The following is an 18019-nucleotide window of genomic DNA, read 5'->3' on the forward strand; positions in this document are numbered from 1 at the left end:
ACTTGTATTACGTAGGTTTCAAATAATAATAGCAATATTTAAGGATGCTGCCGAATGTTTTCGCCAGCATTCTTTTTTAATGGTTTTCGATCTCTGCTGAGAATCCGGTTTCCTCCTCATAATATAACTGAATCACTAGTTGATTAGGGTCAAAATGATGATACGTTTCCAAGTAAATGGCCGCGGCATCTATAATATCCTGCTCTGAAAGCTGATAGGACTTTTGACTTTTGGTTGCATGCAGTGTTGCTGTAATTCCTTTTCCTTCCTCGTGATGTAATTCGACTTGAATATCCTCGATAACCTCATTGTAGGTACTGGCGCCAAATACACAGGTAGAATCGATGAGATCCTGTTCATTGAAAATAATTTTCATCTGTTTTTCTCCCTGATTTTTTTAAACCATCTATAGCCGAAGTAGATAATAACGCCCCAAAAAAGAATTCCAATGAGCGAAAAACCGCCTCCTCCACCACCAAAACCGAAAGGATTCAATAAATGTCCAATGATTGCTCCAGTTGCAAGACCGCCTAAGAAACCACCCCAGCGACTTGTTGGATTCGCTTGTTGACCCGGTTGATTTCTTGGATTGCGCGTTACATTGGAGGAAGGGGACCTTGGTCCAGTCGTATACCCATTTCCTGGGGTAGCTCTATTACCTCCTGAAAATGATCCAGAGGGTGAACGATAACTGCCTCTACCCCTTGATAAGGGTTGGATTTGCTGTTGATCAGACTCCTGAATCTGAATGGAAGGACTTTTGATTTCACTGGCTGAAACGGTTGACATATGGAAACATAAAAAAAGGGTCAGACAGCCTAAACATTTCTTCATTCCAATCCTCCTTCGAATGAACTGTTTGTAACTAAACCTATATTTCCGCATCCTTTCCCTGATTATTCATGACTAACTAGATTACACATATAATAGAAGAAATAGTAAAAAACCGCAGTTCCGATTAGCGGAACTCCGGTTCATTTATAAGTTAATTTGCTGCTGCACACCATCTACACTCCGCTCGGCATCACTTTGATATCGGTATCCAGCTTCGGGAGAAAAGCATGGTTCGGATTAAATGTGAAAATACGTTTTACCTGATAAGACAGCATAACAACAGCCGTTAATGCCTCACTTAAGGACAGGCGAAGCTCGGGACAGCTTCCAATGAGCTGCTTGGATTCTTGCTCAAGTTCAGGGCTACCGGGTATCACTTTGAGGACACCTTTGGCTACACATTGATCGACAATATCGATAAAAAATTGTGCATGATCAAAGCTGCAGCGATTTCGCAGCCACTGATGGGTATCAAATATCACATAATTGGTTGTAATGAGAGGACGTTCCAAGTCATCAAGGTCAAGAAAAAGCGCTCTTGCCCGACTATAGTGGGTTTGTTGTTCATCCATGAGGGAAGTTAGTGCGGTCTGATCCAAAAAAACAGCCTGCCGGTAATCTATTTCTTCACTCCTCGACATACGCCTCACCTCCATAACGATTAAATTCGCGGCTTGTTAATTGATCCAGATAGAGCAGGGGATTACGCTCCAGCTGCTGAATGGATATGATCTGTAGGGGAACAGATTGTGCCTGCGCCCAATGCTGCTGCAAAATATGATTAATAACGGCACTTACCGTTGTTTGCTGCTGCTCTGCCTCATCATGACACTTGTCCAACAGAACAGGATCAAGATCGAGAATGGTGGCTTCTTGTTTGTCCTCGGAGCCGGATATGAGTTGAGTGGCGGCTGTTTTCCATTGTTCCAGACGGCTATGCAGCTTTTGTTTGGCATTATCCATCAAGTAAGCACCTCCTTATTCTGTATAAGCTTCGAATGAACTTTTCTTTTTTGGGGTATATCGGATAATGATCTGGATATGTATTGACTCTATTATGTGATAATGATAATCTTTATCAGTAAGAAGTAGTTTTGCAGTTTTTTTACCACATCGAGGTGTATAAATCTGAAAATATTAGAAAAAATCGAAACTTTCATTGTTCTCGCTGATTGCAGTTCTTTTACGGAAACAGCCAAACGTCTGTATTGCTCCCAGCCAACGATCAGCAACCATATCCAGCAGTTGGAGGAAATGTTCAAAACGACATTGTTCCACCGATCAGGTAAAACTGTACAGCTGACCAAGCAGGGCGAGATTTTACTTAATTATGCGAAGCTCATGACCGAGCTGGTTGATGAAGCATCGATCAAGATCAAAAATGTTTCCCAACAGGAATCGATTCTGTCTGTTTATGTAAGCAATTATATTGCCGGGTATTTTTTTACGGACATTTTGAAGCATTTTCATGTTGCTTTTCCAAAGCAATTACTTGAAGTCTATACACATTGCTATGAGGATTTGGTACGTTGTCTTCGTGAGGGAAGAACGAACATTGCGTTCATGCCGATCTATGCAAAGGATGAATATATACATAGTCAATACGACATCTCGGTGCTTTTTGAGGATGATTTTTTGCTCATTCTTCCAGCAGGTCATCCGTGGGCCCTTAGAAAGGTTATTTACTGCAGGGATTTGCAAAATCAAACGATACTGCTCCCGCAAAGCCCATACTTGCAGCAATACATTGCCGAGCAAATGGAGAAGCATCAGGTTAAGGTGCGTTTTCTACAAATGAGTAATTTTGAAATGATCAAGAGAGCTGTGAAATCTCAGTTGGGCTTAGCTTTTCTTCCCTATACGACAGTTGCGGGCGATAAGAAAAACGGTGAGCTTGAGGTCAGGACGGTAGTTTCCTTGAATCTAAAGAGGACAAATGGTTTTGTAGTGCGTAAGCAGGCCAAGCTGACCCCAGCAGAAATCGCTTTTTGCAAGGATGTGGAACGATACTTTCATGCGACACAGAGCGCTCTTTAGAGAAGAGCGTTTTTTATTGTTCCAAATTCGTTCTATAAGAATTGTTTGGTTATGAATCAGAAAATTAAATGATAGCCAACAAATGCTGATAAACAGCGTTATTATCGGGTAATGGGGCCAGTCGACCTTATAATTGATATTGATATTCATTATCATTTGAGTTACTATCGGTTTGCAGCATACAAATAATCATTATTCAGGAGGCTCATTTATGTCCACAATCTACATAAAAGACGGCAAGGAATTATTGGAAATTGGTTTCCCGGAAGTAAGAAAATACCACGGTAACATAGCGCTCATGGCGGTAGCCGTTGGATTTAGAAGCTTGCAGGCAGCTTTCAAGGAATTGTATGGCGAGGATGCACCGCAGCGTAAAGAAATTTCAATCCTGTCAGGGCATGGTGGACCTGGATTTCGCGATGCCTTCGAATTTGTGACACGGGCAGTAACTCGTGGTGCCTATACGGTTGATGTCAATTACCCGCAAGCCCAACATGACCCGCACCGTGCTCAAGGTTATGCGTACGTGATTTCCAGCACAGATGGCAAATCCGTCGAGGTGTCGCTTCGTGATGGCTTTTTACCACTTGCCTTTTATGATTATTTGAAAAAAGGGCGTGAAGGCACAATGACGGAGCAGGATACAGAAACCTTCACCGAAATGAAGCTGTCACTTTGTAATCGTGCCCTGGAACTATCACAGGACGAGCTGCTGACTGTCAAACGAATTTCATAAACCATTAAATGGGGGTTATCCAGTTGATTACACGCAAGTTATCCAGACGACTACTGACATGCATGATTGGTACGGCCATTATGCTGGCAGGCTGCACGAATTCGTCGAGTACACCAGCTGCTGTTGACTCAGGCGCAGCACAACCAAGTAATGCGACAGCATCAACAGAAAAGACGGTTCAAGAATTAAAGATCGGTCTACCGGGTGATGCAGGACCGCTGAACTTCTATACCGGATCTAGTAATTATGACTATTTAACAGAGCTTGTGCTCGATAAGCTATTTGCCCCTTCTCCTTATGTAGACGACCCACAACCATGGCTGGCCGAATCGGCTAAGCAGCTTGACCCACTTACTTGGGTTGTGAAGGTTCGTTCAGGAGTTAAATGGCATGATGGCGTGCCGTTCACAGCCGAGGATGTTAAATTTACATTTGAATATTTCAGGGATGGCCCCTCTAACCGATATACGCATCATGTGAGCGAAGTACCTCGAGTGGAAAAGATCGAATTGGAAGATGCAAACACGGTACGTATGACTTGCGCGTATCCTTGCCCAACCTTGGCGAAGATCACACTTGCAGACCTGCCAATTATTCCTAAGCATATTTGGGAAAAGGTCGAGAATGCACGTAAGTTCACAGAACTACCGATTGGAACAGGACCTTACAAACTGGTTGAGTACAAGCCCGATCAATATTATAAATTCGAAGCGAACCCGGATTTCTTTAATGGCAAGCCTTTGGTAAATACTTTGGTTATGCCGATTATTAAAGACCCGACCTCGATGTTCAATGCATTGCGTTCCGGTGAAATTGACATTGCCGCAAGAAGTGTTCCGCCAGAATTACTTGAATCGTTCAAGAAGGCACCTAATATGAAGGTTATGAAAACATCAGAGCTGTCGTTGGCCGAGATTCGTATTAACTATGAGAAAGAACCGTTTAATCAACCAGAGCTTAGACAAGCGATTTCTTTGGCTGTTGACCGTAAAACAATTACGGATACCGTATTGCTGGGTCAAGGTAAGCCAGGACTCAAAGGCTATCCGCACCCGGATTCTCCTTGGACCAATCCGAATCTGAGCACGCCTTTCGATTTAGAAAAGGCGAAGTCGATTCTGGATAAACTCAATTATATTGATCGTGATGGTGATGGTGTAAGAGAGAGTGCTGATGGAAAACTACTTGATTTCAAAGTCAATGTAGCTTCAACGGAGCCAACATGGATTCGTTCGGCTGAATTATTAAAACAGCAGTTTGCTAAAGCGGGAATCAAGACTACGGTCGAGGTATTGGATTCGGGAACTATAGGTACCTTGTCACAATCCAAAAAATTCGATATGTACATTAGCAGCATCGGACCGCATGGTGTAGCTGATCCGGATCAATTCATTATGTCTCATCGTTCAGGGTACTTGTGGACAAAGGGTCTTGCTTATCCAGAGATGGATTCCATAACAGCCAGATGGATGGCTGAAGCGGATGTAGAAAAGCGCAAAAAGATATCCTTCGAGCTGCAGGAACTGTTCAATCGTCAGCCGACCAGCATTGCAATGTACTATCCAGATCAAAGCTTTGCCTACCGTTCGGATAAATATGATTCTTGGGTAGAAACCCTTGGTTTCGGCATTATTCATAAATTTTCTTTCCTGCCAGAGAAAGCTCGAAAATTAGCAACGGGAGCGAAATAAGAACGGAGAGATTTCGATGTCCACACAGACCTTACCAGGAAAAGCAGATAGCAGCTCCTTCTATCGCTGGTTCGGCCGGAAATTCCTGCAGTATGTTTTGGTGCTGGTGATTGCCTTGACTATTAACTTTGGCTTGCCGCGTTTGGCCCCGGGTGATCCTCTGATTTATTTTATGGGGCAAGAGGTGAACACATTGACGCCTGAGCAGCGATTGCGGATGAACCGCGAGCTCGGGCTGGATGCCTCCGTCCTGGAGCAGTATGGAAATTTCATGGCAGGCGCAGTGACAATGAAGCTGGGAAGCTCGACCAAGTTCGGCAAGCCTGTGACGACTGTACTGCGGGAACGATTACCTTGGACCTTTCTGTTAGTCGTTCCTGCTCTAATACTAAGTCCGATTATCGGGATCATATTTGGTGCTTATGCAGCGTGGAACAGGGGGAGACGCAGAGATTTGCTTCTCCTGACCAGCATGCTGGCTGTCAATGCGATGCCCGGGTTCTGGATCGGAATGATATTGATTGCTATATTCGCAGTTAATTTGGGCTGGCTGCCCTCATATGGTGCGGTGCCGCTGACCAGCGCCAATGATTTCCACTATGTGGTTGAGGTTATTCGCCGGATGATCCTTCCGGTCGCAACCATAACGATAGCATCAGTCGGTACGAACTTCCTGCTGACGCGCTCTTCGATGCTTGAAACGTTAGGTCAGGATTATATCTTGATGGCTGAAGCCAAAGGAGTCAGCAAGCGAGGTGTGATTTATCGACATGCTCTCCGCAATGCACTGCTTCCCGTTTACACGCATATCACGATGAGCCTTGGTATTCTGGTGAGCGGAGCTGTTGTGGTGGAGACTGTATTTTCTTATCCGGGTATAGGTCGTTTGTTGTATGAAAGTGTTGTGGCACGAGATTTTCCGATGATGCAAGGCGTATTTCTATTGATAACAGTCGGAGTCATTGCAGCAAATATGCTTGCGGATTTGACTTATCCGCTCGTTGATCCACGGGCACGAACACGTAAACCGATGGAGGGCACAGCATGATGCGGACGATGGCGCAAAAGATCGGAATTGCCGGAGTCCTGCTGCTGTCCATGATGTTAGTGATGGCCATTGTCGGACCCTTTGCTGTTCCGTATGACTCCAACGAGCAGACTGCTCTACCGCTGCAAGCCCCAGATTATGCACATTGGCTGGGTGCTAACGATATGGGTCAAGACATTTTGGCGGAATTGGTGGAGGGTGCGCGTGTATCCTTATTTATCGGAATCGCATCGGCTATTATGGCTACGTTCATCGGAACCATTATTGGGCTGCTAGCGGGCTACTGGGGAGGCTGGCCAGATTCCTTATTCATGAGAATCGTCGATGTGAGTCTCACCCTACCCTTCCTCCCGCTCATGATTGTAATCGGCGTGTATCTGGGTCCAAGTATAATCACGCAGGTTATTGTTATTACGTTAGTTCTGTGGGCCAGTAAAGCGCGCGAAATTCGTTCGCAAATTCTTTCATTACGTACACGTGGTCCCGTCATGGCCGCCAAGTCGATGGGAGCAGGCGATTTTTATCTGCTTCGCCGGCATATATTGCCCGGTATCGTTCCGTTGTTGATTCCACAGTTTGTGAGAGCAGTGAATTCCGCTATTTTAATGGAATCCGCGCTAAGCTTCCTGGGTCTGGGAGATCCGCTTTCCAAAAGCTGGGGCAGTATATTGTTTTATGCGAATTCGCGTAGTGCCTTTTTGACAGATGCCTGGCTCTGGTGGATTCTTCCTCCGGGTCTATGCATCGTGATCACGGTTTTATCCTTTTCCTTTATCGGTTATTGGCTGGAGGAAAGAGTCAGCCCGCGTCTGCGCACTTATTTGTCTGCAATGACAGTCAAGCGAGTCAAGCTGCAAGCTGCCGCTGGTGTACCTTCAACTAGTGAAATGACAAGCAGAGGACAAGTTCTAGAGGTCAACAATTTGACAGTCGGTTATTTAAAAGGATCGGAGCTTGTGAATGCGATAAGCTCTGTAAGCTTTTCGGTAAACCAAGGTGAGGTCGTGGGGATTGTCGGTGAATCCGGAAGCGGGAAGACGACGGTAGCTGCTTCGATTATTCAATTGCTGAAGCCGCCTGCTGTCTTGCGTGAAGGCTCGATCCATTTGTGCGGTCAGGATTTGACCCGATTGTCTCCCATGGAGATGCAAAAGCTGCGCGGAATGAAGGTTGCACTTATCCCTCAAGCCGCTATGAACGCGCTCAATCCCGTGCTGTCGGTCCGTCAGCAATTGATCGAAGCCATTACTGCCAAGCACAAGCTGGGTAAGGTTGAACTGCAGCAGCGGGTAAACCAAATGCTGGAGCAGGTTGGATTAGCTGCCAAGTGGGGATCCGCTTATCCGCATGAGCTGAGCGGAGGCATGCGCCAAAGAGTCGTTATCGCCATGGCGCTTATTAATGAGCCCACGCTTGTTATTGCCGATGAACCTACTACAGGTTTGGATATCATGGTTCAGATTGAAATCATGAAGTTGTTGAAGGGACTGCAAAAGCGTCTAGGCTTATCGATGGTTTTTATTTCCCATGATCTTCCTGTTATCTTGGGATTAGCTGACCGGATCGTGATTATGAAGCAGGGTGAAATTGTCGATCAGGTAGCTTCTGCCGATTTGGCGATAGCCTCAACACACCCATATACCCGCCGGTTGATGGACTCGATACCGAGGTTAAAGATCAATGAACCGCAGCCTGCGAACATTCAACCGGTATATGAGCACTCTTGAGGATAGGAGGCAGGAATCATGGCCGTTAAGGAATTATCCGATTTATCAAAATCAAAGGAATCAGAGGATAGGGATTCCCTGCAAGCTTTATCTCGGAATCCCCATCGTCAGCAAATCATTAAACATGGAGCCATCCAGCATACAGGCTTGCTGGAGATACAAAGCCTGCACAAATCGTATCGTGATCGAAGCGCCTTCTCCTATACCGCAAATGTGTTGAATGGGATTCATTTTACGGTAGGCGAGAATGAGACAGTTGGGTTGGTTGGCTCAAGCGGCGCTGGCAAAAGCACGATCGGACGGATTATTGCCGGTTTGGAGCATGCAGACAGCGGCAAGATGCTGTACCAGGGATACGATGTGCTGGCCTTGAAGCACAAAGAACGCAGAACGGTAACGAATTCGATACAAATGATTTTTCAGGACCCCTATGAGTCCTTATCGCCACGGATGACGATTGAGCAATTGATCGTAGAACCATTAGTTATACAGAAGCTGTATAAGAATGAGCCTGAAAAACGGCGACAGCTTGTTCGCGCTGCGCTTGCCGAGGTATCATTAACGCCTCCCGAGCGATTCATGAATCGTTATCCCCATGAACTGTCTGGAGGCGAGCGGCAGCGGGTGGGGCTGGCCAGAGCTTTTATATGTCAGCCTCGTTTGATCGTGGCTGATGAACCCACCTCCATGCTGGATTCTTCGCTGCGTCTTGACTTACTGCAGCTGATGAACCAGCTTCGAGAGCGCCATCAAATTTCGTACTTATTTATTACGCATGATATTGCATTAACCCATAACTTCTGTGACCGCCTGCTTGTTTTGGATAAGGGTGAAATCGTCGAATCCGGTACACCGCAGGATGTCATTGAAAGACCACAGCATCCTTATACACAGAGGTTGATTGGAGCCTTACAGCAGCTGAACAAAATCTAGATTTGCCTATAATTTAGCGAGGAAGAGGTAATCTGCGTGGAATTGACCCAGGATTTTCTTGTATTAAACGCTTGCAGCAGCTTTGCCGAGCAAAGAGTCAAGGATTCGCGTTATCAAAATGATTTTACTTTTCAGGACGTATATGAATTGCCGTCTATTGATCTTACTCCCTACAAATGTATGATCATTAACGGGCTGATTGATCAGGAGTATTTGAACAAGGAAAAAGCCCGTATCGCTGATTTTCTGGCGCAGGGTAAAGTGATTTTATTCGGTGGGCATTTGTTTCGTCCATGGCTTCCAGGAGGCTCCTCCTTCATTCCCAAAACGATTCGCAGCTTTAATGACTACGCGATTACTTTTGCCAATCCGCATCCTATATTTGAAGGCGTTGAGCCCGATGATCTGACTTACAACAAGGGTGTAGCCGGTTTTTTTGCAAGGGGTCATCATCCATTGCCGCCTGAGGCGGAAGTACTGCTGTTTCTGGGAGGAGCGGAGCCGATTATGTATATCGACCGACTCAGCACCAAGGGCACGATCGTGGTTCATGCTGGCAGTGACCTGCTTAGCTACAGCAATCATCCGAATACAGCCGGACGTATTACTCCACAGTTGATCGACTGGATTCGCAGCGAATACAAACAGATACAAGAGAGGAATGCAGGCTAATGAGAAAAGTCGCGGCCCTGTACGGGGGAAATGCCCACCAATATCGCAGCCTGAATGAGCCCAAGTATCGTCGGTACATTCATGAAATCATTTATTTACCTGAGTTTGAACAAGCGTCTCTGGATGGGATCGATGTGCTGCTTGTTCCTTCACAGCTGCATTTGGGACTGCTGGTGAAAGCGCAGAAGAAGATCTGGGAATTTGCCGAGAGTGGGGGAACGGTCATCGCACTCGGACAACAACCGAAGGAATGGATTCCGGCACAGAATTGGGAATTCAGGCCGACCAATTTCTGGTGGTGGCTGGATAAGGCAGCGAAGAGCGGGCTTGTACTAGCGAAGCCGGAGCACGATTTATTTAAGTATATATCACTTGGAGATGCAACCTGGCATTATCACGGCGTGTTCTGGCCGCCTGAAGGCTCGGAAGTGTTAATATCAACCGAGGATCATGGAGCTATTCTATACGTGGACAAGGTGAGCACAGCTGGCACGTGGATCGTAACCACCTTGGACCCTGAATACCATTATGGATCCTATTTTATGCCAGCTACCGAAAGATTTCTGGATGGCTTTATGCCTTGGATTGCGGAAGGCACTTTCTAATGATTCGCATCGACAATCTGACCAAACAATATGGCAATCGCACCATTTTGGATGATGTGAATCTGCATATCCGGGAAGGAGAATTTGTATTCCTGCAGGGACGATCGGGCTCCGGTAAAAGCACGTTGCTCAAGCTGTTGTACCGGGATATCGGAGATTACAGCGGACAGATCCTTGTGGGAGGAACTCCGATTGAGCAGATGCCCAAATATGTACTACGGCGCAAGATCGGCGTTATTTTCCAATCGTTTGAGCTGCTTGAGAGAAAGACAGTATTCGAGAATGTGGTGCTAGCGGGTGAAGTGCAGGGTAAGGCAAGCAAGCTGATTGAACCCGAGGCTATGCGTTTACTGGAGAGGGTGGGCTTGAAAGGAATGGAGCAGCTATTCCCAGAGCAGCTTTCTGGTGGCGAGCAGCAGCGGGTGGCGATTGTCAGAGCGCTGCTTAACCGGCCCAGCCTCTTGCTGGCGGATGAACCGACCGGGAATCTGGATTCAGAAACAGCGGAGCAGATGCTGAAGCTGTTAAAGGAGCTGCATGAAGAGGAAGGAATTTCGATGCTGGTCGTTACGCACTCGGAGCACCTGATTACGCAGTTTCTATCGAGAACCTTGAGGATGGACAATGGAAAGGTAAGGGAGTATGCACGCACTTAACATGTATATGCGAGATGCGCGAGAAGGTATGCAGCGCAATGCGGGAGCTGCAGCTACGGCTGCGGCTCTGATCTTTGCCGCGATGCTCATATTGGGTGGCTTGCTGCTCGTTCGTATAGGCATAACTGACATTATGTCTTATGTGCAAGCTCAGGTGAACATCAAGGTCTATGTGGATCCTGCTATCGATACGCGGGAAGTTGCACGTATTCTGGAAAGCAAAAGCTTTGTAAAATCAGTAGATATCGAAAAGAAGGAGCAGCTACTGGAGCGGCTCCGTGTTTTTTTTCAAGGTAAGGAATATTTGCTAAATGCTTTTAAGGATAGTGCCATACCGGATGCGGTTACGATCAAACTTAGCGATAACAACAGTATCGAGCAGATCGTCAAAGAGCTGCGCACAATGAAGGGAATAGCTGAGGTGGTCTATCCCCAGCAGCTGGCGGAAACTGTTGTGAAATGGTCAGAACAAGGGAAGCGTTACGGGGTGATCCTGCTTACTGTATGTACGGCGATTGCATTCGTAACCGTATATATGGCGATTAATCTGGCGCTTTACCAGCGACAGAAGGAAATTCGCGTCAAGCTGCTGCTGGGAGCCAAGCCGACACATGTCAGAGGTCAGTTTTTGCTAGAGGGCGGTTTGATCGGTTTAATCGGGAGTCTGATTGCTTCAGCAACCATTTATATGGGGTATGCGTACATGCTGTTTCCACTCGAACGCTACTATCCGTATATTTTTCATTTTCCAGTTTCCCAGGTATATAGCTTGATGGCTGTTCTCCTGGCAGTAGGCACCTTGGTTGGTTTGGCGGCTAGCTATGTATCTACGATGAAGCTGATCAAGGATGCTTAGGGGGGTTGGACAATCGTGAAACGAACGGGAAGCCGATCCATGCTCGGGTTATTACTTGGAAGTATGCTCATACTCACAACGAGCGTAACGGTATATGCTCATTTGACCGGGGCTTTTGCCGATTTTTTGGTGACGGTACAGGATGAGCAAACGACGGAAAAACTGAAAACTGAAATTCTTGCTACCAAGGCAGAGATCGAGTCGTTAACGCCTCGTGTCAACAAGCTGGAAAATGACTACAAAGACAAACAGCAGCTCGCGGTTTCCCAACTGCAATTTTACAATGAAGTGGGGCTGGACACCTGGATGAATTTACTGCTGCAGTCAGAAAGTCTTGTTGATGCGATGGGAAGCCATTGGCTGTTTGAAAATCACCTTCAAGCCTATATGCAGCAGTTGGATTTGCTCTACAAGGATTATATGCAGCTCCAATCGACCAAGGTGGCACTTGAGGGTCATCAGCGGCTGTTAACTATAATCGAAGATAACATGCAGATGCGTAATCTGTTCTTGTCACAAAATGCACAGCTGCCCATTGATCAGGTAGCTAATTATTTGGATATCGACTGGCAATCCGAGGTAGAAAAGCATCTGATTCAGGCACTGAAGCACGATACGGAGCTAACGGAGCAGCAGGTACAAACCTGGGCGACAGCAGCTGCCGAGACTGCTAGTTATAAATTGGATGAAAGCTGGCTAAATGCGCAGAGCGATGTGGAGTATTTTTTTCGTTCCGATCATGTTTATGTGGTGTATAAAAAAAAGGATATTCACGTCATTCTCATCGGTCAGGTGCTGAGTGGCGGCAATGGTTACGCGCAATTACAATTTGAAGCTGGTTTTTTTAACGGTTTTTTAATGCCGGATACTTTAATGATAGAGCTATCGGGATTTCGTATTCGTCATGATCTATTGGAGCAGTTACCCGGAATGAAGGGGCCAGTGGATTTGCGGCAGTCCGGCGGAGCTCTTATCATAACAAGTGAAGCTCGATGATGCATATTTCTGATATATTCATTGATGTATATAATTAGCGCTGCTAATGATTGAATTATGATTTTAAGGAGGTAGCTTATATGTACCGTATGCTGCTGCTGATTACCATGTTGATGATCCTGCTTCCATCAGCTGCTTCTGCACATGTGGTTAATGATCAAACCATTTACGAGGACATTCAGTACTCTGCTGTGAAGGAGCAGATTGTTATATTGAGTGGATTGGGTGTTATTCCTTATGAGCACGGAGCCTCGCTATTCAAACCGGGTGATAAGTTGACGCGCAAGGAGCTCGCCCTGTGGGCTGGAACCTTCCTGCAAATAAAACCGGCGAATACGCCAACCGATGAGATTGTTAAAGCAGCATTGGATAAGGGAATTGTAACATCTGTGCAAGGAAACGCGACCTATAAAGAGGTAGATCAGGCTTTTTTTCAAGGGCAAGCCAAGTTAGGTCGAAATGACGAAGAACTGACTCGGGAAGCGTTGGTCGTGATGATGAAGCCGTACCTGGAGCAAAAGGTTAACGGTCATACGTTGTACGAGATGGCAGGGTTTACTCCAGGACCTTCTGGGAAAGTAGAAGACGTGACAACAAAGGATATGAAGGATAAAGACGGTAAAACAGTCAAAGCATTCATCCTGCAGATAAACGGCAAGTCCTTTGTATTGGGAGCTCATCCTAAAATCATTCAGGCCTCGGTAGATCCAACCGTTTGGAAAGGCAAAAACATCATTTCTTCCTGGTTGACCAAAGAGGATGGTACTGAGCAGCTGCAGTTGGTCACGTTCGAGCAACAGTCTGCCAACCAGGGGGCTAAGGGGAATGACAGTCAGTCATCAACACACAACCATGCTGGACACAGCAGTGAATCGGATACAGCCCAAACGGCCGTATCGCCAGGGTTTCCCTACTTTCCCGCAGCCATTGGGGCGCTGATCGTGCTGCTTGCAGTCTGGCTATTTGCTAAGAGAAAACGGAAAACGGTATAGCTAAAGCATGTTCATACAAGGAGGCCCACTGCGATAAACGGAAGCGCAGTGGGCTTTTTTTTCATGAATTCACACTGGACTCAGTGTCTTTGCGGTAGCTGGCTAAAGCTTGATTAAACCGGGAAAAATCCTTTGATAACAATCGTAATTTGTTTTTAATAGCGGTCTGTTTCTCAGGACTTTTCCAATAAAATAGCTCGTCGAGGCAATTATCGATTTGTTCCCTCAAGTCAAGAATATAGCGTTTTTGCGGATGCAGCAGGGACAAGGCATTTAAATCCTCCGCAAGCTCGTGACTCAGAAATTGAAGGTTTCGTTTGGGCAAGGCTTTGGATATAGGGAATATATCGGGTGTGTTATCCATTCGATAATTACGACCAGGGACCTGTCTCCAGAACTCAGTCCATTCCTGATAGAGCCCCGTTTCATAAAGCAAGAACCCAAGAAATCCGCATAACCATGCCGTGCAGCTTGTATTTCTAAGGGTACAGCCCCTTCCATCAGCCAGATGAACACACCCACTGCAGCATGAGCCTCCATTCATGATACATACCTTGCATATCTGTTCAGTTCCAACCCTTTGTAAAAAATCAAGGCCTTGATCAATAACAATCTGTCTAGTGGTCATATGATTAATTCCTCATTTGTATTTAAGTATACCTGCTCAATATGTTATCTAGTTAATACTAAATATCTTGTTATTTGAATATAAGGATTTTGCATAAAAAAAGCAAGCTATTGTTCCTGCAGAAAAAAATGTCGATTAGAGTGGAGGAAAGTTGTACAGGAATCGTTTTATGATATGATAATATTTATATATTTGAATCTATGAGGAGAAATCACTATGAATCTTGAGCTCCAGCAATTTAAGGCTGATTTTTACAAAGCGTTGGCCCATCCCATGAGAATTCGCATCCTTGAAGTTCTTTGCGAGGGTGATAAGAATGTCAATGAGATACAAGCCATTATTGGCAGTGAAGGCTCAGCGGTTTCGCAGCAGCTTTCGGTATTAAGAAATAAAAATGTTGTCTATGGCAGTAAAGAGGGGACAACGGTGGTATACAGCCTACGTGATCCCTTGGTGAAAGACTTGCTGCAGGTTACCAAACAAATATTTGATAACCATCTGGTGGGCACCATCTCTCTTCTGGAAAGCATGCGTGCTTCAGAACAATAGGCTCTTTACACAGGTGTAAGGTTCTTCAGATTGAGGTATTGATTTTTTTGTTTATTAGTCTTATTATTGCTATATATTCAAATAATCAAATATATGAGAAGAAGGGTTGTTATGAAGGGGTATGGGAGATTTGAAGGCTATAATTATCAAATGCTGCGTCGAGACCTCATATCAGGATTAATAGTCGCCGTTGTTGCCATCCCTCTTGGGATGGCTTTTGCTATTGCCTCCGGGGTAAAGCCGCAGTTTGGCATTTACACGACAATTGTGGCGGGTATTCTTATCTCACTGCTTGGTGGTTCCAAATTCCAGATTGGTGGTCCCACAGGTGCGTTTATTCCGATTTTATTTGCTATTGTGATGCAGTATGGGTATGAAGATTTACTGATAGCCGGTATGATGGGAGGCTTCCTTCTGGTCTTGATGGGGATATTGAAGCTTGGGGTGTTGATCAAGTACATTCCGCGACCCGTCACGATCGGATTTACCTCGGGTATCGCCGTTATTATCTTTTCGGGTCAGATCAGTAATTTTCTGGGGCTGACAAACTTAGAGCGTCATGAGGATTTTGTTTCGAATATGAAGGAAATGGTGCTGCATGTATCTACGGCGAATGTGTGGACTATGATAACAGCCCTTATTAGCTTAGGGGTTATTCTTATTATGCCCAAATTGAGTGCCAGAATACCGGGTTCATTAGTGGGGTTAATTGTTTCGGCTACCGTAGCGGCCTTATTATTCAGAGGTGAAGTGGCAACAATCGGATCAACCTATGGGAACATTCCGAGCACACTGCCTAGCCTGCAGTTACCTCAGCTATCCATCGATAAAATCATCGGGCTGCTCCCGTCCGCTTTTGTCATTGCGATGCTTGGCGGGATTGAATCCTTGTTGTCCGCTGTTGTCGCAGATGGAATGACAGGCAGCCGACACAACAGCAACAAGGAGCTGATCGGTCAAGGAATCGCGAATATGGTGACTCCTTTATTTGGAGGGATACCGGCAACAGGCGCGATTGCGCGCACAGCAACGAATATTAAAAATGGTGCTGTATCGCCTATGTCCGGTGTTGTACATGGTATTGTTGTATTATTGATCCTGATCTTATTTGCTCCGTTATCCTCGGCCATCCCTCTAGCCAGCATGGCACCGATCCTGATGGTTGTGGCCTGGAATATGAGTGAACGTAAACATTTTGCAGAAATACTCAAAACCAAAACGAGTGACTCTGTTGTGCTCGTTATCACGTTCCTGCTTACGGTATTTACAGATTTAACAACGGCAGTTGAAATTGGATTAATTATGGCAGTGCTACTGTTTGTCAAACGGATGAGCGATATGCTGGGAGTAGCCAAGGTGCTTCCAGATCCGTCACTGAAGCATGAAAAAGTAAAATCCTATATGGTGAGTGAAGGTCATGATTGCCCACAGCTGAGTATATATTCGATTGACGGTCCTTTATTTTTTGGTGTAGCGAGCACGTTTGAGCATTCGATTATGGATTCCCTCCAAGAACCTCACCGAATGCTGCTGCTTCGTATGGCCAAGGTACCCTTCATGGACTCGACTGGAGCGGCGAACCTGGCCCATATTGTGAAGTATGTTACCCACGCAGGCGGGATTGTGCTCATTTCTGGTATTCAACATCAACCAAGAGCTTTCATGAAAAAGACAGGTCTTGATGTGGAAATTGGGCATGACCATTTCTTCGAGCATACGGGGGAAGCAATAAATTATGCTCTGAAAAAGCTCGATTACAACAAGTGCGTGGGCTGCAAACATTTTGCATTTCGGGAATGTGTGGCGTTATCAAGTCCTGCCCAAAAGGCTGAATAAGAATCTCATGGGTCTTGTCATCGTAACAGATTTTTTTTAAATACAAGCAAGCTTCATCATAAGTTAATGTTATTCTTAGATCTAATTTTCGTTCAAGCGAAGATTAGGTCTATTTACTATTTCCACCTGAGGTTAGGAATGGAATTCCGCTGAACGGGGCTATTGGCCGCCTTGACTTTAGACATATCAAGAAAAGTCCAAGTTTTTCAAAAATGTACTAATGCATAAAAAGCTTTTTTACAAAAAAGTCCAATTGATGGTTATCTGCCGCCTCTGTTAAGCTTGAACTACAATTTAATAACCATCATTTACCATTAATATCAATTTTATGGGGGTGTGAACATGCAGAGTGAATTGAATCATAGGGGGATCGATCATGGTATCAAGCATCATATACATACACCCGATCATCCGATATTAATCAGGTTGTTGGAAGCCGTATATTGGATCTATTTCATTGTATTGTACCCCATCTATTATGTATGGAATAAACGTGATTTTACTAAAAGCAAGCTTAAAAATCCGTTCTATGTCAGCAAGCTTGTACGACTGATCGAAAAGCATCCACGTTTGTACGAATGGTCGATGTTTGTGTTGAACTTTCCCAAACCTACCTCTGTGTATGGTTTCTTACCACCGCTTAAGGGAAGTGTTCTGCAGGTTGGCTGCGGGACCGGACTTCTAAACAAGCATGTAGGCAAGCAGCAATCAAAGCAAATCGTCAATTTGGACATTAACCCGCATTATCTGGAATATGGAGTCCGCAAGGGTAGGTATGATTCTTACCTGCTTAGTGGGATTTATGAGGTTCCCATGGACGATAAAAGCTTTGATGTGATTATATTTGCCCGCTGCTTTCATCATATTCGTCATCATAAAAAGGCTTTTGCCGAGTGTGCCCGACTGCTGCGGGATCATGGTGAGATCTGGGTTGTTGATCCGGTTATTTTGGAAGAAGCCGAATCCGGCAAGTCGATGACCGAAGGTTATATGGTGAATTCATCGATTGATGGAGTCATTTGGCGGTTCACGAAAGCTGCTTTGATCAAGCATATTATTAAAGCTTTGCCCTCCCAGCTTAAGCTGACATCTGTTACGGATGCCAGACAGCTGCATATGACGAACTATAACCGGAAGTATGCCCAAACAGACATTCTGGCCGTTATTGTCAAAACCAGCGATTCGGCCATTATTCATAAATCAAACAAATAAGGAGTGAAGTT

At 45.4% G+C, this 18019-nt stretch carries 20 protein-coding genes; 15 read left to right on the forward strand and 5 right to left on the reverse strand.

The genetic code is table 11. The features are described from left to right. Positions 1–76 precede the first annotated feature (76 nt). From BK127_RS03815 to BK127_RS03830, 4 genes are all read right to left on the reverse strand, one after another. Positions 77–376 carry a DUF2653 family protein gene (locus tag BK127_RS03815; RefSeq protein ID WP_076228670.1) on the reverse strand — a complete coding sequence of 100 codons (300 nt, stop codon included), beginning with the start codon at positions 374–376 and terminating at the stop codon, positions 77–79. Then, positions 373–834 carry a hypothetical protein gene (locus tag BK127_RS03820; protein WP_076228671.1) on the reverse strand — a complete coding sequence of 154 codons (462 nt, stop codon included), beginning with the start codon at positions 832–834 and terminating at the stop codon, positions 373–375. The genes BK127_RS03815 and BK127_RS03820 overlap by 4 nt, the downstream gene beginning before the upstream one ends. 173 nt (positions 835–1007) lie before the next feature. Beyond that, positions 1008–1475, reverse strand: coding sequence for a type II toxin-antitoxin system VapC family toxin (locus BK127_RS03825; RefSeq protein ID WP_076228672.1), 468 nt, complete (start codon positions 1473–1475; stop codon positions 1008–1010). Then, complete coding sequence (locus BK127_RS03830; RefSeq protein ID WP_076228673.1) at positions 1462–1797, reverse strand: hypothetical protein; 336 nt, start codon at positions 1795–1797, stop codon at positions 1462–1464. The genes BK127_RS03825 and BK127_RS03830 overlap by 14 nt, the downstream gene beginning before the upstream one ends. 183 nt (positions 1798–1980) lie before the next feature. Between BK127_RS03830 and BK127_RS03835 the strand changes: the two genes are divergently transcribed. From BK127_RS03835 to BK127_RS03890, 12 genes are all read left to right on the forward strand, one after another. Beyond that, entirely contained in the window at positions 1981–2871 is an 891-nt protein-coding gene (locus BK127_RS03835; protein WP_256711172.1) for a LysR family transcriptional regulator, read from the forward strand. Between the two features lie 211 nt (positions 2872–3082). After that, positions 3083–3607 carry a hypothetical protein gene (locus tag BK127_RS03840; RefSeq protein ID WP_076228675.1) on the forward strand — a complete coding sequence of 175 codons (525 nt, stop codon included), beginning with the start codon at positions 3083–3085 and terminating at the stop codon, positions 3605–3607. Between the two features lie 23 nt (positions 3608–3630). Beyond that, on the forward strand, positions 3631–5298 hold the full coding sequence (locus tag BK127_RS03845; RefSeq protein ID WP_256711162.1) for an ABC transporter substrate-binding protein: 1668 nt from the start codon (positions 3631–3633) through the stop codon (positions 5296–5298). Between the two features lie 16 nt (positions 5299–5314). Beyond that, the gene (locus tag BK127_RS03850; RefSeq protein WP_076228677.1) at positions 5315–6346 is read left to right on the forward strand and encodes an ABC transporter permease; all 1032 of its coding nucleotides are present in this window, start codon (positions 5315–5317) and stop codon (positions 6344–6346) included. Then, positions 6343–8073 carry a dipeptide/oligopeptide/nickel ABC transporter permease/ATP-binding protein gene (locus BK127_RS03855; protein WP_076228678.1) on the forward strand — a complete coding sequence of 577 codons (1731 nt, stop codon included), beginning with the start codon at positions 6343–6345 and terminating at the stop codon, positions 8071–8073. Before BK127_RS03850 ends, BK127_RS03855 begins: the two co-directional genes overlap by 4 nt. A gap of 18 nt (positions 8074–8091) precedes the next feature. Further along, positions 8092–9006 (forward strand): ABC transporter ATP-binding protein, encoded by a 915-nt coding sequence (locus BK127_RS03860; RefSeq protein WP_083689035.1) that lies wholly within the window; start codon positions 8092–8094, stop codon positions 9004–9006. A 36-nt stretch (positions 9007–9042) separates the two neighbouring features. Further along, complete coding sequence (locus BK127_RS03865) at positions 9043–9678, forward strand: phosphate starvation-inducible protein PhoH (protein WP_076228679.1); 636 nt, start codon at positions 9043–9045, stop codon at positions 9676–9678. Beyond that, a complete protein-coding gene (locus tag BK127_RS03870) occupies positions 9678–10283 on the forward strand; it encodes a hypothetical protein (RefSeq protein ID WP_076228680.1) in 606 nt (201 codons plus the stop codon). The genes BK127_RS03865 and BK127_RS03870 overlap by 1 nt, the downstream gene beginning before the upstream one ends. Then, the gene (locus tag BK127_RS03875; RefSeq protein ID WP_076228681.1) at positions 10283–10939 is read left to right on the forward strand and encodes a cell division ATP-binding protein FtsE; all 657 of its coding nucleotides are present in this window, start codon (positions 10283–10285) and stop codon (positions 10937–10939) included. Before BK127_RS03870 ends, BK127_RS03875 begins: the two co-directional genes overlap by 1 nt. 1 nt (position 10940) lies before the next feature. After that, positions 10941–11795 carry a cell division protein FtsX gene (locus BK127_RS03880; protein ID WP_256711163.1) on the forward strand — a complete coding sequence of 285 codons (855 nt, stop codon included), beginning with the start codon at positions 10941–10943 and terminating at the stop codon, positions 11793–11795. Between the two features lie 15 nt (positions 11796–11810). Then, positions 11811–12791 (forward strand): hypothetical protein, encoded by a 981-nt coding sequence (locus BK127_RS03885; protein ID WP_256711164.1) that lies wholly within the window; start codon positions 11811–11813, stop codon positions 12789–12791. Between the two features lie 80 nt (positions 12792–12871). Further along, positions 12872–13783 carry a hypothetical protein gene (locus tag BK127_RS03890; RefSeq protein WP_083689036.1) on the forward strand — a complete coding sequence of 304 codons (912 nt, stop codon included), beginning with the start codon at positions 12872–12874 and terminating at the stop codon, positions 13781–13783. Between the two features lie 61 nt (positions 13784–13844). Here BK127_RS03890 and BK127_RS03895 read toward each other — a convergent pair whose 3' ends face one another. Beyond that, complete coding sequence (locus BK127_RS03895) at positions 13845–14411, reverse strand: hypothetical protein (RefSeq protein WP_076228683.1); 567 nt, start codon at positions 14409–14411, stop codon at positions 13845–13847. Between the two features lie 216 nt (positions 14412–14627). Here BK127_RS03895 and BK127_RS03900 point away from each other — a divergent pair, with 216 nt between their 5' ends. From BK127_RS03900 to BK127_RS03910, 3 genes are all read left to right on the forward strand, one after another. Beyond that, entirely contained in the window at positions 14628–14960 is a 333-nt protein-coding gene (locus BK127_RS03900; protein ID WP_076228684.1) for an ArsR/SmtB family transcription factor, read from the forward strand. Between the two features lie 111 nt (positions 14961–15071). Then, positions 15072–16796, forward strand: a complete 1725-nt coding sequence (locus BK127_RS03905; RefSeq protein WP_076228685.1) for a SulP family inorganic anion transporter — start codon at positions 15072–15074, stop codon at positions 16794–16796. A gap of 342 nt (positions 16797–17138) precedes the next feature. After that, positions 17139–18008: a class I SAM-dependent methyltransferase gene (locus tag BK127_RS03910; RefSeq protein WP_076228686.1), complete on the forward strand. Its 870-nt coding sequence runs from the start codon at positions 17139–17141 to the stop codon at positions 18006–18008. The last annotated feature ends 11 nt before the right edge of the window (positions 18009–18019 follow it).

Source organism: Paenibacillus sp. FSL H7-0331 (genome assembly GCF_001956045.1).